Origin of the sequence: Flagellimonas beolgyonensis, assembly GCF_003992615.1 — a bacterium.
Taxonomy (GTDB): domain Bacteria; phylum Bacteroidota; class Bacteroidia; order Flavobacteriales; family Flavobacteriaceae; genus Flagellimonas; species Flagellimonas beolgyonensis.
The window spans coordinates 382,196-406,275 of the sequence record NZ_RZMY01000006.1; the positions used below are offsets into that span (position 1 = coordinate 382,196).

The following is a 24,080-nucleotide window of genomic DNA, read 5'->3' on the forward strand; positions in this document are numbered from 1 at the left end:
ATTAGATACAGATGATCAAATCACTTGTTATAGGAATTGGCTTAACGGTAACCATTGTACTGGTTTGGGCACTGGTGCAGACCTTGTGGAAAAAGACCTTCCGTGAAGAATATTTTGAAGACGATGTTTTGGCGGGCAGAAGGAGCTGTTCCAATTGTGGCTGCACAGGCATATGCGAACGAAAGGACAACGAACACACGGAGCCTGAAAAGGCGTATTAAAAAAGATGGGCAACTAAAAATATACCTAACACAATACATACTAAAATGGCACATTTATCAGATTTTGATACCGAAAAAAGGTATAAGGCGGTGGTTAAGAACACGGTGCGGTTAACGCCCTTGGACACCGATGAAGTGCGTGAGATCGTACTTGAAGTTAAAGACCCGAAATTCGACTGCGAAGTCGACCAAAGTTTCGGCGTATTGGTGAAATCCAATGGTGAATTTGGAAACGAGCTGCACCATAGGCTATACAGTGTGGCCGATTTACCCAAGCATGCCAATGGCAACCCACAAATTACCATGCTCGTGAAACGCTGCTCCTATGTGGATGAATTCAGCGGTGAAGAATATGAAGGTGTCTCCTCGAACTATTTATGCGACAGAAAAAAAGGGGATGAAATCACAGTTACCGGTCCGTTCCAATTGCCTTTTAGGGTACCAGAGGACAAAACCGCCAATTTGATTCTCATCGGCATGGGTACGGGCATTGCCCCCTTCCGCGCTTTTATTAAACACATTTATAAAAATGTGAAGGACTGGAAAGGGCAAATCCGGCTATTTTATGGGGCACGCAGCGGTTTGGAATTGCTGTACCTCAACGACAAGGATGGTGACCTTACCAATTATTATGATGAGGCTACATTCCAAGCATTTCATGCATTGAGTCCACGTCCCCATTGGGCAGACCCCATTGAACTTGAAAAAGCACTGGAAGGACAAACCAAGGAATTGAAGAAATTGCTCAACCAGACCAATACCTATGTGTATGTTGCCGGATATGAAACCATTTTGGACAAACTCAATAAGGCCTTTGCCAACATTTTGGGTTCCGAAGAAAAATGGAGACTTCGCAAAGCGGAGTTGATTGCCGGAAGAAAATGGGCCGAAATTATTTTTTAACCATTATTGCGCTAGGTTGAAAAGGAGAACTAAATGAATTTAAACAAGAATTGATATGTCCGTGATCATTGCAGTGGCCGCACTCGGAGGGTTAACCCTATTGCTTGCAATAATGCTCATTGTTGCAAACAAGAAGCTCTTTGTCAATGAAGATCCCCGCATTGACACTGTTGAGGACATGCTGCCCCATGCCAATTGTGGTGCTTGTGGTTTTCCCGGTTGCCGGCCTTTCGCTGAAGCATTGGTTCACAACAAAGCACTGCCCGGAAAATGTACGGTGAGTTCAGATGAGGGTAGACTGGCCATTGCGAACTTTCTCGGTGTGGCTATGGGTGCCGAAGAAAAAAGGGTCGCACGTCTCGCTTGTGCCGGCGGAACGAACGTGGCCATCAATCGTGCCCAGTATGTGGGCGTTAAAAGTTGCCAAGCTGCCGCCTTGGTTTCGGGTGGTGGCAAGGGTTGCTTTTGGGGTTGTTTGGGTCATGGGGATTGTGAAACGGTGTGTGATTTTGATGCCATTACCATGAACGAACATGGGTTACCCGTAGTTGATCCATCCAAATGTACCGCCTGTGGCGATTGCGTGGAAGTTTGCCCCAAAGACCTATTTTCACTTCAACCTATTAGCCGTCACCTTTGGGTGGCCTGTAAAAACCTCGAACACGGCGAGGCCATCCTCGAGGATTGTCAGGTGGGCTGTACGGCCTGCGGCAGATGTGCCATGGACGCACCTGGTGAATTGATTACCATGAAAAACAATCTCCCGGTTATCAATTATGCCGAAAACCATAATACCAAAGTGCCCATTCAGCGGTGTCCCACCGGTGCCATCGTTTGGTTGGAAGATAATGGAACGGTGACAAAAGGGGAAGCAAGTAAAAAAATCATTCGAAAAGGCAGCAGATCTATGGGAAATTCCTAATCATCAGAGAAGTTAATGGCGCACATCAGATTATTCAACGAGACAACTCTGGAAAGAGACTATTCCTTTTTCCACCAAGTCTTTCCAAATTCTTTTCAAAAGCAATAACATTAACCTTTATATGGTTTTACTTTGTGACTTGGCAGGATTGGCCCGAGTTAGATTTCAAACTGTATTTGTTGTGAAAAATCCATATAGCAGTGCCATCACCAAAGTAAAAGCATGAAGAGATCGATTAAAATCGACAGATTTGTTGTAGGCATTATCATAGCAATACTTTTGGCCTACTTTCTTCCAGGTCCTGCAAGCCGGAATAGTACGGTTCCGTTGGATACCATTTCCAAGGTGGGCATATCATTGATTTTCTTTTTTTATGGGCTAAAACTCAATCCGGAAAAAATACGACAAGGCTTAAAAAATTGGCGATTACACCTATTGGTGCAATCCATTGTCTTTATTTTTTTCCCTTTGCTTGTTCTTACCTTTTACCCACTTTTCAAGTCAGGGGCATATTTTGATATTTGGTTGGCGTTTTTATTTATGGCTTCCCTCCCATCAACGGTATCCTCCTCCGTGGTGATGGTGTCCATTGCCAAAGGCAACATTCCGGCCGCCATTTTCAATGCGAGTATTTCGGGTTTGATCGGTATTCTGGTAACACCACTTTGGATGGGTATTTTTTTGGAACAGCAATCGGGCGATTTTAGTTTTTTGGAGGTATACACCAACTTAACCCTGCAAATTCTTTTTCCGGTTGCCGTTGGTCTTTTGCTGCATCGTTATTTGGGTGCCTTTGCGTCGCGCTACAGTACTTTTCTAACCACATTCGACAAACTGGTCATCTTGTTGATCATCTACAAAAGTTTTGTACACTCCTTTGAGGACGGTGTATTTGATTCGGTGGAGATACAGCAACTCATTTTGATCTATGCGGCGGTGCTACTGCTCTTCTTTTTGGTCTATTTCTCCATTGGCTGGTTGTCCAAAAAACTACAATTTTCTATTGAGGACACTATTACCGCCCAGTTTTGTGGCACCAAAAAATCCTTGGTGCATGGCACAGTTTTCTCCAGCATCCTTTTCCCAGCCTCATTCTCTATCGGTATTATGCTATTGCCACTGATGCTGTTTCATGTCACGCAGCTGTTCATCATAAGTATCATTGCTTCCAAATTGTCCAAACGTGATGGTATAGCTAAGACCATTTAAACATCCTTTAAAAAAATGAAAATCGATATATTACTATATTTATAGTTATATTACTATATTTATAGTCGTATTTAAAAATTTGAATTATATTTACCTCATGAACGAACTGACAAAAGCTGAAGAACAGGTTATGCAATACATGTGGAAGCTGGAAAAAGCTTTCCTAAAAGATATTGTGGAACAATTTCCCGAACCGCGCCCTGCCTATACCACAATCTCAACAGTGGTGCGGGTTTTGGTGAAGAAAGGTTTTCTGAAATATGAAAGTTTTGGTAAAATAAGGCAATATGCCCCGGTGTTTTCAAAGGAACGTTATTTTAAGGGGCAATTGAACACGGTGGTCACCAATTTCTTTAACGGATCTAAGGTGAAATTCGTCAACTTTTTCACCGAGAATGAAGATCTTGACTTGAGCCAGTTGGAAGAAATCAAGTCATTGTTGGAACAGAAAATAGACAAACTGAAAAAGGATGGCCAGTAATTTTCTATTATATCTACTACAGTCTTCTGTGGTTTTTACGCTATTATTCGGTATGTACCGAATCTTTGTGAGTGGGCTTACTTTCCATAAGGTCAATAGGGCCATTCTTTTGTCCCTACCTCTGTTGTCCCTACTGCTTCCTCTTATCGATATCACCGGACTGATCCAACAAATCAATACCCAATCCTTGGTCTCACCATTGCCCCAATTGATGTTGGAACCAGAAGGGGCCCCATTTTTTGAAATTGTAACAAACCATGAAATTTCGGAAGCCGGGTCATGGCTGCACCACCTTGATTTTGTTCAATTGTTGCTTTCAATTTATCTAGCCGGGGTTGTATTCGTGTTGGTACGGTCGCTTGTAGCAACAAAACAAATATTGGGAATAAAGCATAAGGCAAAGAAGCACCGTTATAATGGTCATGAGTTGTTATTGACCAATTTATCATCAACCTTTTCTTATTTCCATTGGATTTTTGTTCCAGAAAGTGAAATTGAAAATATAAACCATATGGTGTTACAGCATGAGGTGGCCCACATCAAGCACCGGCATACCCTTGATCTTGTGTTCACCCAACTCTATACGGCAATGTTTTGGTTCAATCCCATAGCAGCTACGTATCGCAAGACCCTTAAGGCCTTACACGAATACCAAGCTGATGCACATGTGCTTAAAATGGAGATAAAAAAGTCCGATTACCTTGGTCTGATCCTAGATAACATCAACCGAGCAAAAGAATATCATTCCTTGAGTTATTTCAACAATTTAATAATCAAAAAACGAATCGACATGATTACAAAGAACCAATCGAAAAAGCATTATTCATTGGCTTATGCCTTCCTACTATTTGGCGTAGTTGCCATTATCCTTGGCTTTAATGTTCCTGATGCCGCTCCACCACAACTGCCGAATGTCCAAAGCGGAACAGAAATGATCCAAGTTGAGCCGCCTTCCATATTTCCTTTGCAAAAATATGATCCCAATACTATTACGGGTGTTTTTGGGCAACAGGTAAGGCAACCGAAAACCAGTAAAATTATAGTACACCAAGGTGTTGACATCAGAGCGCCGAAGGGCACTCCTGTTCTGGCCACAGCCGACGGTACCATAGCCAAAGCAGAACTTGATGGAAATTGGGGAAATTTGGTCATCATCAATCATGCAGATGGTTTTCAAACTTGGTATGCCCATCTCGATGGTTTTGCGACTGAAGCCAATTTTTCTATCAAAAAAGGAGATGTAATTGGGTATGTTGGCACAACCGGCCTCTCTTCTGGTTACCATTTGCATTATGAGGTGCGGAAAAACCAACAACATCTGGATCCCTCTGATTTCTTTAAAAAGTAAGTTGACGGGGCTACCATAAGTTAAGTTTCCCAAAAATAGTAGTAACCTTCTTAAGCGGTTTTTGTGCCGCCAGGAATTCCTTTGCCCAAAATGGAAAGACAATCTCCCCTCCCCTTTTTGATTCATCTCCTATTTTTACTGACATCCTCAATGCTATGGGGCCAGCAAATTGAAGTAACCGGGCACATATTGGATACACAGGGCATATCGGTGCCATATGCCAGTGTAATTTTCAAGACCAAAACCGCTGATAGTACCATTGTAGGAGTTTTGGGAGGCGAAGATGGCAAGTTCAAAATATATTTGAATAAGGGGTTGTATAACATGGAAGTTTCCGTAGTTGGCCTTAAATCCTATGCAAAAGAGGTCGATTTGACACAGACAGCCGCAAATACCGATCTTGGCCCCATAGTCATTTCAACCGATATTGCCCTGGATGAAGTGATCGTGAAAGCTGATGGTCTTCAACGAATTGCACTGGACAAAAAGGTCTATAATGTTGCAAAAGACTTGCAAGTAAGTGGGGGGAGCTTGGTAGATGTGATGCAGAACCTTCCCTCGGTGCAAGTGGAGGTGGATGGGGCCGTGAGTATACGGGGCGATGGAAATGTTCAGATACTCATTGATGGCCATGTGAGCGGACTTACAAGTACCGCGGCATTTTTACGCACAATCCCGACCGGCTCGATAGATAGGATTGAAGTGATCACCAACCCTTCTTCCAGGTATAATGCAAATGGCACAGGAGGCATCATTAATGTGGTGCTAAAAAAAGGGAAAAAGAAACAATTTACCGGAAGTGCCGAGGTTTTCTCCGGAATCCGTATCAATTCGGGGTTGAATGTCAATCTGAATCAAGGTGGCGAAAAAACAAGTTGGTACTACAATGGTGGTTTCGGTTACTCGGAGCCCAGGGCATGGAGCGAGCTTGAAGTTGATAATTTTGTGGCATCCGCACCGGACTTCGAACAAACTTCCGAGCGTATTTTGGAGCAGTTTTATGTATTGAACAACCTAGGCGGAAAATGGCGCTTGAATGAAAAGCACACCTTTACGGTGGACCTCACATACCGCATTGCAGAATTGGACAATCGCAACGACATTCAATATACCGATTTGTCCAATGGAGCCATTACCGCAATTTCAACCCGAAATGGTGCAGAGGCATATCGGAATAACTTTGTTCAAATACGAGGGAATTATGAACTTCAGCTGAACAACAAGGGTTCAGTAATCGATTTTGGTCTTAGTGAACAGTTGTCCAACGAGAAGGGTAGCTCTACCATTTTGGACAGCATCATCTTTCCCGATGCATCCATTCTGAACAAAGACCGTGTTCTTAATAATGTTGAGGAAAGAAGACATATATTTTCCCTGGATTGGATCCATCCATTCTCCAAAACTTCTCAATTGGAAATGGGGATGCGCAACGGAAATATAAAAATTGAAAATGATTTTGAAGTTTCCCGAAAGGACATGGATCGCATGTTTATCATTCCTGAGTTTACGGACAATACGGTTTATGAAGAAAACATATTGGCTTTCTACTCCCAGTACGCAAAACGTTTCGACAAACTTTCCTTTCAATTGGGACTGCGTTCGGAAACCACCAATATTGTCGTCGCCACCAGTGATTCCAACGAAAAAATCAGTTATACCGACCTGTTTCCATCTGGGTATTTGGATTTTGGTTTTAACGATAGGCACAGTGTGAGATTATCGATTTCCCGAAGAATAAGTCGTCCCAGTCAAAATACCTTAATACCCTTTTCATCTTTTGATGATTCGCGGAATATACGAGTGGGCAATCCAACGGTGAATCCAACCTATGCCATTGTTTCGGAATTGGGGTACAATGGCAACTTTAGTGATTCATTTTCTGTTACACCGACTCTTTTTTACCGACATTCGGATGATATCCAGGATTATTTTATTGAAAAAGTGACCATTGACATAGACAGAGAACCCCACGAAGTATATAGGAGCACCAAGGTAAACATTGGAAAAAGTAAAACCTTGGGACTGGAGTTGAGCGCTTCGCACAAACCATTGACTTGGTTCAATCTGTACACGGCATTTTCGGCATCCTATTTTGAACAGGTAGGGCAATATCAAGACAAAAACTTCAATAGTAAGGGGATTGCTTCAATAGGAAGACTCCATTTTAATTTCGATATTTCGGAATCCTTAAAATTGCAGTTACAACATCGTTTTAGGGGAGGTAATGAACGTGGGCAATTTAAACGAAAAGCCGTATATAGAATGGATGCTGCCCTAAGTAAGAAAATGTTCAACAACAAAGGATTGCTCACCATAAATGCGAAGGATGTTTTCAATACCTGGAAATTCAACATCACGACGAAGGGTAAAGATTTTCAGCAATCATTGATCACGCAGATCAGAACCCCACAATTGAATGTGGCCTTCAGCTATTTGTTCAATCAAAAGAAATACAAAGGAAAAAAAGGACAGCAATATGACAAATTGGATTAAACCCCTTCTCTTTCTAATTTTCATTTTCAGTATTACCCCTGAACTGATATATGCACAAACGCGGCCAACCATCAGTTTTACATTTGACGATGGTTCCCTGGCCCATAGGCCGGGCCATAAGTTCGAGGATTGGAACGGGATGTTGTTACAAAAATTGGACAAGGCAAATATAACCGCCGCCCTTTTTGTTGCCGGCAATCGAAAAGACACGGATAGAGGACAGTATTTATTGAAGACCTGGGACAATAACGGACACTTAATTGCCAACCATACCTGGAACCATCCCAACTACAACGACCCCAAGATGACCATTACCGGGTTCAAACAGGAAATCCTGCGTACCGATTCCTTGATCAACTCGTATATCAACTATAAAAAACTGTTCCGGTTTCCCTATTTGAAAGAAGGAAACTCGCCAGAAAAAGTTACGGCCATGCGTCAATTTTTGGATTCCCTTTGTTATGGCATCGGCTACGTAACCATTGATGCATCTGACTGGTATATTGATAGTCGCCTTATCCAAAAATTAAAACAAGACAGCAACACGGATCTAGCCCCATACAGGGATTTCTATCTAGCCCACATTTGGGAACGCGCCCAGTTTTATGAAAATCTTTCCTATCAAATCAACGGGAGGCACATCAAACACAATCTCTTGTTGCACCATAATTTATTGTCGGCCCTTTTCATCGATGATTTGATTGATATGTTCAAACAAAAAGGTTGGATGGTTATTTCCACAAAAGAAGCCTTTACGGACCCCATATATTCCAGCAAACCCAATTATGCGGGTGAGAGTTTAATTTATGCTTTGGCTAAAGATTCAGGGAAATATGATCGGTTGCTTCGCTATCCGGCTGAAGATTCCACATATGAAAAAGAAAAAATGGACAAGCTGGGTTTATAAAACTGGAGTACGGGCATTTGGCGCCAGCTAAATTTCCGCGGTTTCCGCCCCACCTTTTTGTAAAAAAAGTAGTTTTAATCTTGGTATTATCCCAATTTATGTGACCCAAATCACTTTTAAAACGTGACTTGCGTCCTTCCCATTCCAACAACTTCCTCCAATCTTTGTGTCTATATTTTTTAAACAAAAAGTATAGCACACATGAAAAATTTGACTACCGTTCTGGCATTATTGGTTTTCTGTATGGCCAAGGTTCCTGCACAAGAGAACATAAAAGTATTGATGGTCCTTACTTCACATGACGAACTTGGTACAACGGGCAAGAAAACAGGTTTTTGGATAGAAGAATTTGCCACTCCCTACTACTTCCTTAAAGACAAAGGGGTTGATATTACGATAGCTACCCCAAAAGGAGGCCAAGCGCCAATTGACCCAAAAAGTAACGATCCATCCTTCCAAACAGAATCTACCAAACGTTATTTCAAAGACAATGAAACTCAAAACAAGATAAAAAACACCTTGAAACTATCATCTGTGAAAGAAGAACAATATGATGCTGTATTTTACCCGGGTGGACACGGTCCACTCTGGGACCTGGCCAATGACAGGCACTCCATCGCCCTTTTGGAATCTTTCAATAAGAGTAAAAAGCCCATGGCGTTGATTTGTCACGCTCCAAGTGCCCTAAAATACGTAAAGGATGAAAATGGGAATCCCCTTGTTAAAGGAAAAAAAGTGGCGGGTTTCAGCAATTCGGAGGAAGAAGCCGTTAAGCTTACCAAGGTTATTCCCTTCTTGGTGGAAGACATGTTGACGGATAACGGGGGCATCTACCAAAAGGGTCCGGACTGGTCTTCCTTTGTAGTAAAGGAAGGGAATCTGATCACGGGTCAAAATCCCCAATCATCCGAGGAAGCCGTAGCACTACTTTACAACATGGTCGTTGAAGCAAAACGCTGATCAACTTTCTATCTAAAAAGCATCTTCTACCAAATACTCGACACAAATGAATTGGAAAAATGATTTGACCCGTACATTGAAAATCCACTACCCCATAATACAAGGGCCCTTTGGTGGTGGGTATTCATCCATAACATTGTCGGCCACGGTAACCAATTTAGGGGGCATGGGTTCTTTTGGGGCACACCATTTGAGCCATGATGAAATTTTAACCTTGAACAATCAGCTAAAGTCAAAATGCAAAGGAACCTACTCCATTAATCTTTGGATTAAAAACGATAGTTATAACGATTTTTCCAATCAAGATTTTGAAAAGACAAAGGCAGTTTTCAAACCTTACTTTGATGAATTGAATATCCCCGTTCCAGAGAAACCTGTTTTGACCGAAGACCATTCTTATGGTCGCCAGTTGGAAGCGATTTTAAAAGCAAAACCTCCTGTTTTCAGTTTCGTATATGGTGTTCCTGACGAATCCGTGCTCAAGGAATGTAAAAAGCGTGGCATTTTAAGCTTGGGGACGGCCACCACTGTGGAAGAGGCAGTTTTGCTGGAGGATGCCAAGGTTGATGCCATAGTGGCCACGGGATTTGAGGCAGGAGGACACAGGGTCGCTTTTGCAGATGAACCTGAAAACAACTTGATCGGTGGTCTTTCGTTGATACCCCGGGTGGTGGATGCCGTTAAAATCCCGGTTATTGCCGCCGGAGGGATTGCAGATGGAAGAGGAATTGCTGCTGCCTTGGTTCTTGGTGCAAAAGGGGCGCAAATCGGAACTGCATTTTTGGCCTGTGAGGAATCAAATGCTTCCCATGCACATAAAAATGTATTGTTTTCGCAAAAAGCGGAAAAAACCGTGCTGACCAAATCTTTTACGGGTCGCCTGGCTAGGGGAACGGATAGTATAGTGGCGCAAGAAACATTGCAAGATGCATCGAGGATAGCACCCTATCCCATTCAAGGATTATTCATGCGACCACTTCGCAACGCTGCACTTCAACAAAATAAGCTGGAATTAATTTCATTTTGGTGCGGCCAATCTGCTCCCCTGATCAAGAACAAAACCGCCAAAGAACTTTTTACCACGCTAAAAATAGAAACTGAAAGTGTTTTTAATGAAATGGCCGATATCGCTTAGGGTATCCAAAAACTCATGGTAATTCCCGTCATTTCAAACCCACTTTTAGTTCAAAAAAACAGCATAAAATAACAAACAATAGAAAAAGATAATGGAAAACTTCAAGGACAAAGTGGCCATCGTTGTTGGTGGAACCAGTGGTATAGGAATGGCCACAAGTGAACAATTACTTTCAAAAGGTGCCATAGTCCACATTGTGGGCCGCAATACTGATAAGGTCCAAGATCATCCAAATCTTATTAAACATCAATTTGATATCACTAACAGTGATCAATTGGATGGTCTGATAAAAAAGATAGGTTCATTGGACAAAATCGATTATTTGGTGAATGCTTCGGGCATATTTTTCCCAAAACCGTTCCTGGAACACACCAAGGAGGATTATAACTCGTATTTGAATCTGAACAAAGGATTCTTTTTTCTGACCCAAGCAGTGGCTTCAAAAATGAAGGACAACAATGGTGGTTCAATCGTAAATGTCGGTTCTATGTGGGCTAAACAAGCGGTAAAGGCAACCCCTTCTTCGGCGTATTCCATGCAAAAAGCGGGATTGCACTCTTTGACCCAGCATTTGGCCATGGAATTGGCAGATCACGGCATAAGGGTGAACGCCATTTCCCCAGCAGTGGTAAAAACTCCGGTATATTATGCCGTGTTTGGCGGAAAGGACGAAGCGGAAAAGGCATTGGAAAACTTCAATGGCTTTCACCCCGTTGGAAGAAACGGTTCCCCCGAAGACATTGCAAACTGCATTCTGTTTTTATTGTCCGAACAAGCCTCATGGGTTACCGGTGCCGTATGGGATGTGGATGGAGGTGTCATGGCCGGAAGGAATTAGCCAACCGTTAAAACTTTAAGGTAAATGAAAAAAATCCTGATCACTTTCGGTATTGTACTTTTTGCCCTGGTTGTTCCCATTTTGGAAATCAACTCATCCCATGTCTTTAATCCGGATTGGACACCCCATGCCAAAATACATGAGGTATGGCAACTGTTGACCAATTCAAGTATCGGAATACTGTGTTTATGGCTTGTTTGGGTCAAAAATGACACCCGCTTCAGCTGCCTTTTAAGTTTGATCGTCATGGGTGGATTTCTCTTGGCCTTTGTACTGAAAGAAAGCTATGGTGGTTCCATGAAATATTTGGATGGAAGTGAGAAAACCCTGATCGGCATTAACATTGGTATTTTAGGTTTCGGAGTTGCGTTTCTTCTTGTTCTTTGGGTGTTACTTACTGATGTCATGAACAAAAAAGACCAATAGTTGAACAATACAAATCTCCTTCTTTACAGCAAAAACCAATTACCACGTTATGAAACATTTCCAAACAAATTTCAGCTGGAAAAGTGTGATGCAAATCACATTTATTTTGTGATCCATCTCCTTTCCCAGTGAAATATAGAAACGGAATTTTGTGTAAAATCTAAAAATTAAAAATCATGCCATACGTCAATATCAAGATTACCGACGAAAACGTGACAATAACCCAAAAAAAGGAATTAATCAAAGGGGTAACACAGTTACTTGTGGACATTTTGAACAAAAGACCCGAAACGACCCACGTGGTCATCGATGAAGTACCGATCGACAATTGGGGAGTACAGGGAGAGCTATATTCTGAAATCAAGCATAAGTACAATTGAAAAGTTTTGAAAAATGGTTCAGCAAATAGCATACAGAAGCAAGGTCATAGCGGGTATGAAAATCGCCTATCGGGAAGCAGGGAACCCTAACAATCCTGCCATTGTACTCTTACATGGTTTTCCGACCTCATCCCACATGTACAGAAAAGTGTTGGATGGACTTGCGGATGCCTATTATTTGATCGCTCCGGATTATCCAGGCTTTGGTGAGAGTGATTTTCCCGATCCAAGTACTTTTACCTACTCCTTTGATAATTTGGCAAGGGTCACGGATGCCTTCATCGAAAGTTTTGGCCTGGACAAATTTTCCATTATGATGCAGGATTACGGGGCCCCGATCGGTTTTAGGATTGCTACCGCCCACCCTGAAAAGATCAAAGCCATTATTACACAGAACGGCAATGCCTACGAGGAAGGATTGGGAGAAGGATGGGCCGGAATCAGGGAACTTTGGGCCAACCAAAATGAAGAAACTGAAAATGCTCTATTGTCCTATTTTGGTGTTGAAGGGTTGAAATGGATCTATACCCATGGTACCCGGAATCCTGAACTGGTAAACCCCGATTGTTGGAACCTGGATCTATTGAAGTTATCCAGGCCCCAAGCCCATAGGGCGCATTTGGATCTTTTCTATGATTATCGAAACAACCTGACTGCCTATCCCCAATGGCAGCAATATTTGAGGGAGTACCAGCCACCGGTGTTGGTGGTTTGGGGCAAAAATGATATGTTCTTCCCGGAATCGGGTGCACAAGCTTTCAAGAAAGACGTGAAGAACGTGGAGTGTCATATATATGACACAGGACATTTCGCCCTGGAGGAAGAGGGGTCGAGCATCATAGTGGACATTCGTAACTTCATGCATTCAGTGGCATAAATCGGTAACCGCATTGGCCCGCAACTTCGCCACACAGAAAAGGTAGGATTGTCACGGGTATCCGTATGGCTTTATCAGGGTTTGTGGCGACCCTCGTTAGTCCACAAAGTAATGTTCAAAAAATGGAAATATATATTGTAAATGCCTTTACCGACCTTGCCTTCAGTGGAAATCCGGCAGGTGTTTGTTTGGTCGAAAGGCCGTTGGGTGACTCGAATATGCTCTCGATTGCCGCGGAGTTGGGATTTTCCGAAACCGCATTCGTACATAAAAGGGACAGGACGGACCATTTTGCGATACGCTTTTTTTCTCCCAAAATGGAAATCCCATTATGTGGCCATGCCACCCTAGCGGCTGCAAAGGTACTTTTTGAAAAAAACACCCAAACCGACCATCTCCATTTGATAAACATTGACCAGGTGGATTTGTTCATCCAATGGGCCAGTGACCAGATCCAAATGGAATTTCCGGTATACGGGACCGAACCTGAAAAGGCATCAAATTCCCTGCTCAATTCCCTTGGATTGAATCATACCATCAACGTACGATACAACAGGGAAATGAAGATTCTGATGATCCACATTGAAGATGTTGGTCAACTCAGGGCATTACAGCCGGATTTTACTGCTTTATATCAATCGCACGATTCCATCAACGGGGTCCTTGTAACCGCTCCATCAATGACAGCAGGGTTTGATTATGAATACCGCTATTTTTGGCCCTGGAGCGGTACTAATGAAGACCCGGTAACGGGTGCCGTTCAAACTTTCCTGGCCAACTATTGGAGTGAACGATTGGGAAAGAAAATCTTGAATTGTTTTCAATGCTCCAAAAGAACGGGAAAGATGAAATTGGAACTCATTGATGGCCACAGACTCATTATCGAGAGTACGGCCAAAATTATCCTCAAAGGCGAATTTTTCCTTTGATAAGACTTGTTCCCGGACACATATAAATATCAATTGCCTACAACCAACTTTGGCAAGAAAGCTCCACGCGTACAAAAGCGATGCTACTTTGGGCAACATGGCAGCCTTCCCCCTTTTTTGATTCTTAAGCGTGAATGAGGAGCACTCTTTATACAGTTGCAATAAAACTGAATTGAGGGGCGAGAGGGCAATTGGACTTGTTAATTTTGAATTGACAAATCCATACTTACGACTTTTGGGATCCCATCTGCAGAATCAAACCGGTATCATCATCAAGGTTTGAAATCGCAACTTGGCCAACTCTTGTCTATATTTGTATGCAGGCTGTATTTCAATTTTTTGATATATAATGAAACACCCATTGAGGACACATATCGAGGAGATTGTTCCGCTCACAGATGAGGAATTTGACTTTGTGTTGAGCCATTTTGGGCATATCAAAAGACGTAAGCACCAATACATCGTCCAAGAAGGGGAATTTGTAGACAAGGAATACTGGGTCATAAAAGGTTGCTTAAAAAGTTATTTTTTAGATGAAACGGGAAAGGAGCATATCCTTCAATTTGGTCTGGAAAATTGGTGGATCACCGATTATGAATCGTTTGTAAAAAAAACCAAATCCAAAACCTCAATAGATTGTTTGGAAGATTGTGAATTGCTCTATATCACATACGAAAATCGGGAAATACTGACCACCAAGATGCATAAAATGGAACGATTCTGGGCCAAAAAAAGCAAATTGGGCCGGATTGCACTTCAAAATAGGATATTGTCCCTTCTGAAAAATTCTGTGAAGGAACGTTATGATCTGTTTCTTGAACAGTACCCTCAACTCCTGCAACGTATCCCTAAAAGGCTCATTGCTTCCTATCTCGGTGTTTCTCGGGAAACACTCAGTCGACTACATAGCTAATACTCCTTTGTTCTATCGTTTCAAAGTGATGGAGGTCACATCGAATTTGTGATTTGCCTCCTTTTCATCTTATCGGTTGGATAAGAACTTTGTCCCAAATTAAAAATGATATAACATGAAAAACAAAACGGTAATCATAACCGGTGCTTCGACCGGTATTGGCAAGGCCATTGCCCAACTGTTCATTGAGAAAGGTAACAATGTTGTGATGAACTCAGCGAACGAATCCAGATTAAGGGCCACCTACGAAGAATTCGGGGCTCCCGAAAATGCAGTAATGGTTCCTGGTGATGTGAGTGACAAAGAAGTTGGAGAAAAACTGGTTCAAGAAGCGATTTCCAATTTTGGCACATTGGATGTGTTGATCAACAATGCGGGGGTCTTTGCACCAAAGCCGTTCCTTGAAGTGGAGGAATCGGATATTGACAGGTACATGGACATCAATTTTAAGGGCACTTATTTTACTTCCCAAGCAGCCATAAAACAAATGTTGAAACAAGGACACGGAGGAACAATCATCAACAACGGAACTGTACTTGTGGATCATGCCATAGCCGGTTTCCCATGCTCCGCCCCTTTGGCAAGTAAGGCTGCCATACATACCTTGACCCGGCACTTGGCCGCGGAATTTGGAAAGGACAACATTCGTGTGAACACCATTGCACCCGGTATCATTAGAAGCCCCCTTCAAGGAAAAATAGGTGTTGAGGATGCCGATAGCTTGGCAGGATTGCATCTTTTGAACCGAATTGGCGAACCAGAGGAAATTGCGCACGCTGCATATTATCTGGCTTACGCCGATTTTGTTACCGGAGATACCTTGAATGTGGGTGGTGGACATTCTGTTGGACATGCCATAGGTTAGTTTATAGCTTTATGTTCGACAAAAGTGTAAGAAAGATAGAAGAGACCATCAGAATATATTTTGATGGGCTCTTCTTTGGAGATATCGACAAACTCAAAAAGGCTTTTGACGCAGAATGCGTCCTGTTTGGTGACATTAATGGGGAATCTTATCGGAAATCCTTGGAAGATTACCTTGCGGGCGTTAAAAACAGAAAAAGTCCAAGTGAGTTGAAAGAGACCTTTAAAATGGAGATTTTGGCCATTGAAGTATTGGGCCACGTGGCCATTGCCAAATTACATGTGCCCATGCTGGGTTATAATTATTATGATTTTCTGTCATTGACAGAGATTGATGGGGAATGGAAAATTGTGAACAAACTTTTTGTACATGTGGGTAATGTATAGTATTGTGATTTATGGTTGTTCATATCTAAATTAAATTCCCTTGATAGTATATCCATTTCCAACTTTGGAAATGGATATATTTTTTAAAGCTTATACCAATTAAAAACTTTTGTAAACGAAAGAATTTTACCAAATAGTTAAGTTTGATGAAACTACGTACCATAACATTACCGCTATATTTCTTTATTCAAGTATTTGCTTCTTTCGGACAAGTAAAAGACCCCTCTCCCAATGGTCACGCCCTGAATTACAAAGTTGATTCAATCATTGTCCATACGATGGACAAATATCATATTCCGGGACTGTCCATTGGCCTGGTCAAAAATGATTCCCTACTATACGCAAAAGGTTACGGTGTTGGCAAACTCGATAGCAACATTCGCGTAAACGAGAATTCCATTTTCCACACGGCTTCCATCAGTAAGCTTTTCACAGCAACTGCAATTGCCCAGCTTGTTGAAAAAAATGCAATCTCCTTGCAAAGCAAGCTTGTAGACATTGTCCCGGGATTAAGGATCAAGGATGAACAAATAAGGAATATAACCATAGGTACCTTATTGAACCATACATCAGGACTACCTGACATTAAAAATTACCAATGGAAAAACCATCATACTTCAGAGGAAAGCTTAGCCCTGTACGTGCAAGGATTAAACCTTAAGCTCCGCTCAGAACCTTATTCTGAATACCATTACAGCAATTTGGGTTACGATCTCCTTGGGTATATTGTGGAAAAAGTCTCTGGAATCAATTTTGAGCAATATGTTAAAGAAAACATCCTGGATCCAAGTGGGATGTCCTATAGTGACTTTCGATATGACAAGATTCCCGACTCGTTAAGAACCTATCCCCATTCCAAATCAATAATCACGGGTAAACCATTTGTCAGAAAGGTGTATCCCTATACCAGGGAGCATGCCCCGAGCAGTACCTTGAACGCATCAAGCAAAGATCTGAGTCGTTGGATGCTTTGGTTTCTTGAAACCGTCAGCCCAAAAAAATCCAACTCCATTTACCATAAGATGCTTGAACCTTCCTTCGACCAACAAATACATATAGGTCTAGGCTTTCAACGCTATGATTTTTTGGGACGCCTTGCAGTGGGGCACTATGGTGGCGACAAGGGATTTAGAAGTTTCCTTATCATGTTTCCCAATGAAAACATCGGTCTAGTTTTGCTGGCCAACTGTGATTACAATGAAGATTTCAGACAAGAGATCATAACCCAAATAGCAAAACTGATCCTGATCGACTGACTTCCCGGAATCGATTAAGCCATCAGCTTCAATGGATATTCTGGGGCCAAGGGTACTGTCAATGGCAGGGATTACCGTTTGCCAGCCAAAACCAAGTGATCACCACGGCATTCTGTTAAAATGTAAAATTCCTGTAAAGATTATCCAATTGGGTGGACTTACTGTAGGATTTGAAACATTTAGAACGTGGTTACCCTTCATCCGAACAAACCTTTTAATTCGCCTGTAATGAAGAATGTATTGATCATTGAAGATGATTTGGCAATCGTGCAACTATTAAAGATCCATCTCCAAGACTTGGATTGCAACGTGGTTTCGGAGCAAAATGGATCCAAGGGCCTCCAAAAGGCAATGGAACTAAATCCAGACCTGATCATACTCGATATTATGATGCCTGAGATGGATGGAATAGAAGTTTGCAAACAACTGAGGGCCAACGAAATACATTCCCCCATTATGATGTTAACCTCACGTTCCGAAGAAATCGATAAAGTTCTGGGACTGGAGGTAGGCGCAGACGATTACCTTACCAAACCTTTCAGTGTGCGTGAATTTATCGCTCGTATTAAGGCCATTTTTAGGCGACAGCAAATGGACAAACTGGAGGATCCCACCGAAAATAGCAAAACGCTGCAATTTGATTCCTTGATCATAGATATTGAAATGCGGAAAGTGCTCTTGGAAGGTCGGCGCGTTGATCTTTCGCCCAAGGAATTTGAATTATTGGTCTTGTTGTCCTCCAACCCGGGTAAAAGTTATGATCGCTCAAAATTGTTGAACATGATTTGGGGTTATGATTTTCATGGATACGAACATACGGTGAATTCCCATATTAATCGCCTTCGTTCCAAAATTGAACCGGATATGGGAAAGCCAAAATTCATTTTAACCACTTGGGGAGTTGGGTATAAGTTCAACGAAGAATTGGTCCAATCCTGAACCTTTGTATATGAGAAGCGATGTTCTTACCACAAAATTTGTTGTAAAACTGATCCTATCCTTTTTTACCATTATTTTGATGGCGGGAATTGGTTATACCGTTACTTCAATCTATTTTTCAAATCAGTACTACTACCAAACCACGCAGCGGTTGAACGCCAGTCTTGCCCAAGATCTGATAACGGAAAAATTCAACAACAACCAACCTTTCGATTCGACCGGAGCTGTTAATAAGGCGCTATTCGGTGATATTATGCACAATATGATGGCCGTTAACAGGGCCATTGAGGTGTACTTGCTGGACTCCGAAGGGCATGTGCAGTATTCTGTGGTACTGGATCATAATATGCCGAATACAGACCAAATACAAGTGGATTTGGAACCCATTCATACATTTATCCGTAACGATGGAAAAAAATATGTTTTGGGCGATGATCCAAAAAATTTAGGGAGGCAGACCATTTTCTCCGCAGCCAAATTCCATAAAAATGGACACGAAGGCTATATCTACATTTTACTGGCCGGAAACGATTATTGGGCCATTCGAAACGACCTATACAACGGTTACCTGGTCCATATCGGCCTTGGAGGATCCTTGCTAACTCTTTTCTTTGCCACGCTTCTGGGGGTTTTGGCCATTTGGTATCTTACCCGAAGCCTCCGTGAAATCATTTTTGCCGCAAGGCGGTTTAAAGAAGGTGACTTGACATATCGCATCCAGAATGCGGATAAAACGGACTTGGCCAATGTAGCAACAACCTATAACAATATGGCCGATACCATCCTTGCAGATATAGAAAAAATAAAATCGGTGGAGCAATTAAGGCAAGAATTGATAGCCAATATTTCCCATGACCTCCGTACTCCCCTTGCCATTATACAAGGGTATATTGAAACTTTGCATATGAAGGGGAATACCCTGTCCGAGGAAGAGCAACAAAATTATATTAAGATCATATCCTCCGGTAGCGAGCGTCTTTCCAAATTGATCGCTCAGTTATTCGAGTATTCCAAATTGGAATCCAATCAGATCCAGCCTGAAAAAGAACCATTTCTGCTCAGCGAGCTAGCCAATGATATACACAGGGAATATTCCCTTTTGGCCGAGGAAAAGAATATCAATTTTAAAATAAATATCCCGGATAAGGTGCCATTGGTCTTTGCAGATATTTCTTTAGTGGAACGGGCCATACAAAACTTGATGGACAACGCCATCAAGTTCACCCCCAACAATGGTGAAATTGAAGTTAAGGTCGAGACAACAAACAACCATGTTAGGGTAATTATCCAAGATTCGGGCCCAGGGATCGATAAGATAAACCAGCCTTTGATATTTGAGCGTTACCGACAGACCAAAACAGGCAAAGAGCATGAAGGTTCAGGTTTGGGACTGGCCATTGTAAAAAAAATAATGGATATACATGATAGTGCCATTACGGTGATCAGCAATCCCAACGAAGGAACGGCATTCAGTTTTGCCTTGCCCATTTATGGACAACCCTAACAAATTATCGCTCAAATATCTAGCTGTGCACTCTGTTCAGAATTCCAAGTATGTATGCAATGCTGGCTTCTGGCAAAAAATGGGTTTGTTCCAACTTCCTGTATTCCGTACTGGGCATTACCTAAGATCGGAAAGCTTATTCTCCTTGCGAAAACTATCGAAATCAAACCACTCCTTAATTTTTGTTCCATTCCTATATTTTTCAGCAGAGGTGATCTCTTCATGGTCATATTTTAAACAATAACCATTCTTTTGACCATTTTTGAGTTGACATTTATGATCGATCTGACCATTTACGTCATAAAACAGCCACCAAAGATTCATCTTTCCATCTATAAAATGGCCTTCCTTTTCCAAAATACCATTGGAGGTATAGAAATACCAGTACCCACGCTTTAAATTGTTATTGAAGTGTCCCATTTGCATCACCTCTCCATTCTCATAATAAAACTTCCAATAATCTTGTTTCCCTTGGACATCTAGCCATCCTTCCGATTTAAGCGTGCCGTTCCCATAATAGTTCCTTACATACTCCTTTGATACATCTGATATATGAATTGTGGAAATTGAACTTCCCAAAAAAAGTAAAAGCAATAATTGCACTGTCTTCAAACTTGATTTTTTTAAAAGGAGTATTGGAAAAGGACACCTATTGGGTGCACTTTCCATTTCCTTTGTTTTTAGTTTCCACGAAGTAACGGGTTAATTATCACGGAATCCTCACCATAAAGTTTAAAATGGCTACGCCGTTGCCAATAGTGGCCATGTACTTTCCGAAAATCTTCAATGCCCTATAATTTGAAGGTTTTGTGACTTTTTTGAAACATATTACCATTTCATTTGTAATCACTTATCAAAACAAAGCGACCTATAACCAAAACAGCAATGAAAGTTTAGAAGGATAATGAAAACACGCATAACAAAAACAAATTACATGAGAACCAACAAACCAATAATTCTTCTTTTCCTACTGTTGATTTCAACATTGGGGAAGGCACAGGATACTTCCCAATTCTTTAAAAAGGCCGATACTTTTTTTGGTCAATATGTACAGGATGGTAAGGTAGCGTACCAGAAGATCAAAAAGCATCCCGATTCAATGACCGATTTGTTGGAGATAGCACGAGAAGTATCGGTTAGCACAAAAAATCCAAAAACCTACCAGGCCTTCTGGATCAACGCCTATAATTTACTGGTGATTAAAAGTGTTGTGGAGGCGTACCCTATCAACTCCCCGTTGGATGTCCCGGGCTTTTTTGATGCCAAGACCCACTTTGTTGGTGGAAGGAACCTTACTTTGAACGATATTGAAAACAAACTTTTACGGGCGACATTTCCTAACGAACCTCGTTTTCATTTTGCCCTGGTCTGTGCCGGAAAGGGTTGTCCCCCTATTATAAACAAGGCTTATTTGCCTGAGACACTGGATAGCCAATTACAGCAACAAACAGCGTATTCCCTAAACAATCCACAGTTTATAAGGCTCCAGGATGGTAATGTGGGACTATCCCAAATTTTTGAATGGTACGAGGGTGATTTTAAAAAAAATGGCAAAGGTTTTCTGGATTTCATCAATCCGTATAGAAAAAAGAAAATACCATCAGACACACCTATCACTTTCTATCCTTACGATTGGTCGTTGAACGCATTGCCTTGAAACCTGCCCAAGAAATCTACAACGAACCCAACGATTCGATTTAAAAATCATCCTAAAACCATTAAATGGCTGCAATTCTTCTCGAACTGCAGCCATTTTATGTGATTCACACTTTGCGTAGTGTTCCCTTTCATTGAAGTTTAGTCGTTCACCCAGAAATTCTTTTGTTACATAACCGTGAAATTTTTGTGATAGGTTACCTGTAGGTTTGATCTCGAAATAAAACAGGGATCAAAATGATCCAACTGATTTTTCAAAATCTAAATCCTAACTATTTAAAAATTAAATTGATGAAAAGAAAATTTGCAATGTTATCGGGTATTTTGTCAGTATTTGCCTTTGTATTGGTAAGCTGTTCAGATGACGACGGTGAAACAATCACTATTGACACTTCCGTACCCGTCGGCACGTTTCAGGTGAGTCGTGAGGGATCATTGGTGGCCGAAAGCGGAACGCCAACCCAAGGAACCGTACAACTGGGTGTTGATTCACAAGGAACCAACTTTTTGCGCTTTGCCGAAAACTTTACCACTGAGTTGGGCACAGGTACAGTAGCCATTTATTTCTCCACCTCGGATACCTACACTGCAGATCCTGCCAATGGAAATCCTGACCTGAGATTGATCGGTAACGTGGAAAACAATGGTGAAATGTTCATCCGGTTGAATGGAGCACCGGAAGCAAAATTTACGCACGTTATTTTATGGTGCGCCACGGCTAACATTCCGTTTGGTAACGCCGAACTCCAATAAAGTAAAAAATTTTAATGCCTTCACAAACATGGCCCGAGAGCAATCTCAAACATTTGGCCATGTTTCTGGAGGCTTTTTTTAATTCCAAAAACAGGACTCTAATGAAAAAATACTGGTATGCCATCGTAGTGTTGGTAAGCATTATTCCCCAGCTCCAAGCGCAAAGCGGATGGACACGGAAAGCAAAAAGTTTTTATGTACAAAGTTCCATATCCCATTACTCTTCCAGAGACTACTATTCGACCGAAGGGACCTTGTTCAACAGTGGGAGCCGGTTCAACAGCAGCGCCCTTATTTTGTATGGTGAATATGGGATAACAAACCGCCTAACCGCTCTAGTGGATTTGCCTGCACTTATCTTGAACAGTTTCAATTCCACAGAAACCGTAGCGGGTGTTGGTAGCTTAAAAGCAGGTCTAAAATATAAATTGTTCAATGAGCTGCCCATTGCCATACAGGCCGATTTCGAAATACCGACAGATGATGGGACCAATTTTGCAAGATCAAAGCAGCCCAACGCTTTGGGCACTTTTGACCGTATCAATTTACCCACTTCGGATGGTGAGTTCAATGTTTGGACCACGCTTGTGGGCTCCCATTCCTTTGGGCAGGGCAAAACGTATGCAAGTCTTTACACCGGAATCAATTTTAGGACCGAATCCTTTAGTAACCAGTTTCAAGCTGGTGGAGAAATCGGGCATCTTTTCTTTGAAAAACTTTATTTGATCGGAAAGCTCCGAATACTGGAAAAACTTTCATCAGGGGAAGGTAACCAAGGGGGATCGTTTCTTTACGGGGAGGGTACTACCTTTACGTCTTACGGATTCAATGCCATCTACAAAACAGGCAAGCACATGAGCTTGATCGCTGCCTATTCCGATTATGCCGGGTTCATCGTAGAACGGAGAAATGTATATGATGGTCCAACTTTTTCCTTGGGTATTTCCTTTGAATATTGATCTTTTCGAAGACAAGCTATCAATTTAGACCAATCCATACCTAGGTAAGGAAAGAATATGTAAGGGGAAATAATGACCAACTACCCTTTAAACCTCCAAGGAGCCCAGAGTTCTTTTGGAGGTTTTTAGTTTTTAAAAATCCTCTAGACGAACAACAACAGGTGAATTGGACGCCACAGGAGCGCTATAAAACCAATGCCCGAATCGTTTAATTGGGAACAAACGTATGTTGAAAAAGTTCGAATGTTCTGTAATTATACCCCTCATTTTTCAACTAACACTATAGACAGGGTACCCTCTAAAACGCAATCTTTTCTTGACCAAGTCGAAAACAAACAAAATGGAATTCATGAATCGTGTGAATGAGTCCCAAGGAATCATCCACAAGGTTTGTCGGTTGTATTGTGATGACGAAATCCACAGACAAGACCTGTTTCAGGAAATTATGCTGCAATTATGGAGGTCTTACCCCTCCTTTAAGGGAAAATCCAAATTTTCCTCATGGATGTACCGGGTGGCCTTAAACATTGCCATCCAAGATTTTCAAAAGGAGAAAAAACGAAAATATTTTTTCTTGCAAGCGTACGAATTCAAAGAACCACAACCATCCAATAACAAGGAATTTGACAATGAAATGGTACAACGATTACACCAGGCCATTGCAAAACTCGACAAGGTGGAAAAAGCCATAATGCTGCTCCACTTGGATGAACTACCCAATGAGGAAATCGCAAAAATAGTGGGAATCACGCAGAACCACGTTCGCGTAAAAATGACAAGGATACGAAAGAAAATTGCTAAGACTTTTAAAAATGAGTAA

Annotated in this window: 26 protein-coding genes; 25 read left to right on the forward strand and 1 reads right to left on the reverse strand. The window is 41.7% G+C overall.

The features are described from left to right. Nucleotides 1-11 precede the first annotated feature (11 nt). From EO131_RS05365 to EO131_RS05465, 21 genes are all read left to right on the forward strand, one after another. Nucleotides 12-221: a hypothetical protein gene (locus EO131_RS05365; protein WP_127019644.1), complete on the forward strand. Its 210-nt coding sequence runs from the start codon at nt 12-14 to the stop codon at nt 219-221. A gap of 45 nt (nt 222-266) precedes the next feature. Then, nucleotides 267-1,124: a ferredoxin reductase domain-containing protein gene (locus tag EO131_RS05370; RefSeq protein ID WP_127019646.1), complete on the forward strand. Its 858-nt coding sequence runs from the start codon at nt 267-269 to the stop codon at nt 1,122-1,124. 55 nt (nt 1,125-1,179) lie between these two features. Further along, nucleotides 1,180-2,046 carry an RnfABCDGE type electron transport complex subunit B gene (locus tag EO131_RS05375; RefSeq protein ID WP_127019648.1) on the forward strand — a complete coding sequence of 289 codons (867 nt, stop codon included), beginning with the start codon at nt 1,180-1,182 and terminating at the stop codon, nt 2,044-2,046. Nucleotides 2,047-2,268: 222 nt separating this feature from the next. Then, nucleotides 2,269-3,255, forward strand: a complete 987-nt coding sequence (locus EO131_RS05380) for a bile acid:sodium symporter family protein (protein WP_127019650.1) — start codon at nt 2,269-2,271, stop codon at nt 3,253-3,255. Nucleotides 3,256-3,352: 97 nt separating this feature from the next. Further along, nucleotides 3,353-3,736 (forward strand): BlaI/MecI/CopY family transcriptional regulator, encoded by a 384-nt coding sequence (locus EO131_RS05385; protein ID WP_127019652.1) that lies wholly within the window; start codon nt 3,353-3,355, stop codon nt 3,734-3,736. After that, entirely contained in the window at nt 3,726-5,084 is a 1,359-nt protein-coding gene (locus EO131_RS05390) for a M23/M56 family metallopeptidase (protein ID WP_127019654.1), read from the forward strand. The genes EO131_RS05385 and EO131_RS05390 overlap by 11 nt, the downstream gene beginning before the upstream one ends. Nucleotides 5,085-5,234: 150 nt before the next feature. Continuing rightward, complete coding sequence (locus EO131_RS05395; protein WP_164731616.1) at nt 5,235-7,577, forward strand: outer membrane beta-barrel protein; 2,343 nt, start codon at nt 5,235-5,237, stop codon at nt 7,575-7,577. After that, nucleotides 7,561-8,484 (forward strand): polysaccharide deacetylase family protein, encoded by a 924-nt coding sequence (locus tag EO131_RS05400; RefSeq protein ID WP_164731617.1) that lies wholly within the window; start codon nt 7,561-7,563, stop codon nt 8,482-8,484. The genes EO131_RS05395 and EO131_RS05400 overlap by 17 nt, the downstream gene beginning before the upstream one ends. A 201-nt stretch (nt 8,485-8,685) precedes the next feature. Then, entirely contained in the window at nt 8,686-9,444 is a 759-nt protein-coding gene (locus tag EO131_RS05405) for a type 1 glutamine amidotransferase domain-containing protein (RefSeq protein WP_127019660.1), read from the forward strand. A gap of 46 nt (nt 9,445-9,490) precedes the next feature. Beyond that, nucleotides 9,491-10,579, forward strand: coding sequence for an NAD(P)H-dependent flavin oxidoreductase (locus EO131_RS05410; RefSeq protein ID WP_127019662.1), 1,089 nt, complete (start codon nt 9,491-9,493; stop codon nt 10,577-10,579). Between the two features lie 91 nt (nt 10,580-10,670). After that, nucleotides 10,671-11,417, forward strand: a complete 747-nt coding sequence (locus tag EO131_RS05415) for an SDR family NAD(P)-dependent oxidoreductase (RefSeq protein ID WP_127019671.1) — start codon at nt 10,671-10,673, stop codon at nt 11,415-11,417. 24 nt (nt 11,418-11,441) lie between these two features. After that, nucleotides 11,442-11,843, forward strand: a complete 402-nt coding sequence (locus EO131_RS05420; RefSeq protein WP_127019674.1) for a hypothetical protein — start codon at nt 11,442-11,444, stop codon at nt 11,841-11,843. Between the two features lie 176 nt (nt 11,844-12,019). After that, entirely contained in the window at nt 12,020-12,223 is a 204-nt protein-coding gene (locus tag EO131_RS05425; protein ID WP_127019676.1) for a tautomerase family protein, read from the forward strand. A gap of 13 nt (nt 12,224-12,236) precedes the next feature. Next, entirely contained in the window at nt 12,237-13,100 is an 864-nt protein-coding gene (locus EO131_RS05430; protein ID WP_127019678.1) for an alpha/beta fold hydrolase, read from the forward strand. Between the two features lie 122 nt (nt 13,101-13,222). Further along, the gene (locus tag EO131_RS05435) at nt 13,223-14,029 is read left to right on the forward strand and encodes a PhzF family phenazine biosynthesis protein (protein WP_127019680.1); all 807 of its coding nucleotides are present in this window, start codon (nt 13,223-13,225) and stop codon (nt 14,027-14,029) included. 349 nt (nt 14,030-14,378) lie between these two features. Continuing rightward, nucleotides 14,379-14,942, forward strand: coding sequence for a Crp/Fnr family transcriptional regulator (locus EO131_RS05440; RefSeq protein WP_127019682.1), 564 nt, complete (start codon nt 14,379-14,381; stop codon nt 14,940-14,942). A 115-nt stretch (nt 14,943-15,057) separates the two neighbouring features. Continuing rightward, nucleotides 15,058-15,807 (forward strand): SDR family NAD(P)-dependent oxidoreductase, encoded by a 750-nt coding sequence (locus tag EO131_RS05445; RefSeq protein ID WP_127019684.1) that lies wholly within the window; start codon nt 15,058-15,060, stop codon nt 15,805-15,807. Nucleotides 15,808-15,818: 11 nt separating this feature from the next. After that, nucleotides 15,819-16,193, forward strand: a complete 375-nt coding sequence (locus EO131_RS05450; RefSeq protein WP_127019686.1) for a nuclear transport factor 2 family protein — start codon at nt 15,819-15,821, stop codon at nt 16,191-16,193. 146 nt (nt 16,194-16,339) lie between these two features. Next, nucleotides 16,340-17,449, forward strand: a complete 1,110-nt coding sequence (locus EO131_RS05455) for a serine hydrolase domain-containing protein (protein WP_127019688.1) — start codon at nt 16,340-16,342, stop codon at nt 17,447-17,449. A gap of 228 nt (nt 17,450-17,677) precedes the next feature. Further along, nucleotides 17,678-18,388, forward strand: coding sequence for a response regulator transcription factor (locus tag EO131_RS05460; protein ID WP_127019690.1), 711 nt, complete (start codon nt 17,678-17,680; stop codon nt 18,386-18,388). A gap of 10 nt (nt 18,389-18,398) precedes the next feature. After that, nucleotides 18,399-19,892, forward strand: a complete 1,494-nt coding sequence (locus EO131_RS05465; protein WP_127019692.1) for a sensor histidine kinase — start codon at nt 18,399-18,401, stop codon at nt 19,890-19,892. Between the two features lie 117 nt (nt 19,893-20,009). On the opposite strand, the gene EO131_RS05470 is transcribed toward EO131_RS05465, so the two are convergent. After that, entirely contained in the window at nt 20,010-20,495 is a 486-nt protein-coding gene (locus tag EO131_RS05470; protein ID WP_313790027.1) for a toxin-antitoxin system YwqK family antitoxin, read from the reverse strand. 331 nt (nt 20,496-20,826) lie between these two features. Between EO131_RS05470 and EO131_RS05475 the strand changes: the two genes are divergently transcribed. The 4 genes from EO131_RS05475 to EO131_RS05490 all read left to right on the forward strand — a co-directional run bounded on the left by EO131_RS05475 (nt 20,827) and on the right by EO131_RS05490 (nt 24,080). Continuing rightward, nucleotides 20,827-21,549, forward strand: a complete 723-nt coding sequence (locus EO131_RS05475; protein ID WP_127019694.1) for a DUF547 domain-containing protein — start codon at nt 20,827-20,829, stop codon at nt 21,547-21,549. Between the two features lie 290 nt (nt 21,550-21,839). Beyond that, a complete protein-coding gene (locus tag EO131_RS05480) occupies nt 21,840-22,301 on the forward strand; it encodes a DM13 domain-containing protein (protein WP_127019696.1) in 462 nt (153 codons plus the stop codon). Nucleotides 22,302-22,402: 101 nt separating this feature from the next. Beyond that, nucleotides 22,403-23,260 carry a hypothetical protein gene (locus tag EO131_RS05485; protein ID WP_127019698.1) on the forward strand — a complete coding sequence of 286 codons (858 nt, stop codon included), beginning with the start codon at nt 22,403-22,405 and terminating at the stop codon, nt 23,258-23,260. A gap of 349 nt (nt 23,261-23,609) precedes the next feature. Continuing rightward, nucleotides 23,610-24,080: an RNA polymerase sigma factor gene (locus EO131_RS05490; RefSeq protein WP_206512845.1), complete on the forward strand. Its 471-nt coding sequence runs from the start codon at nt 23,610-23,612 to the stop codon at nt 24,078-24,080.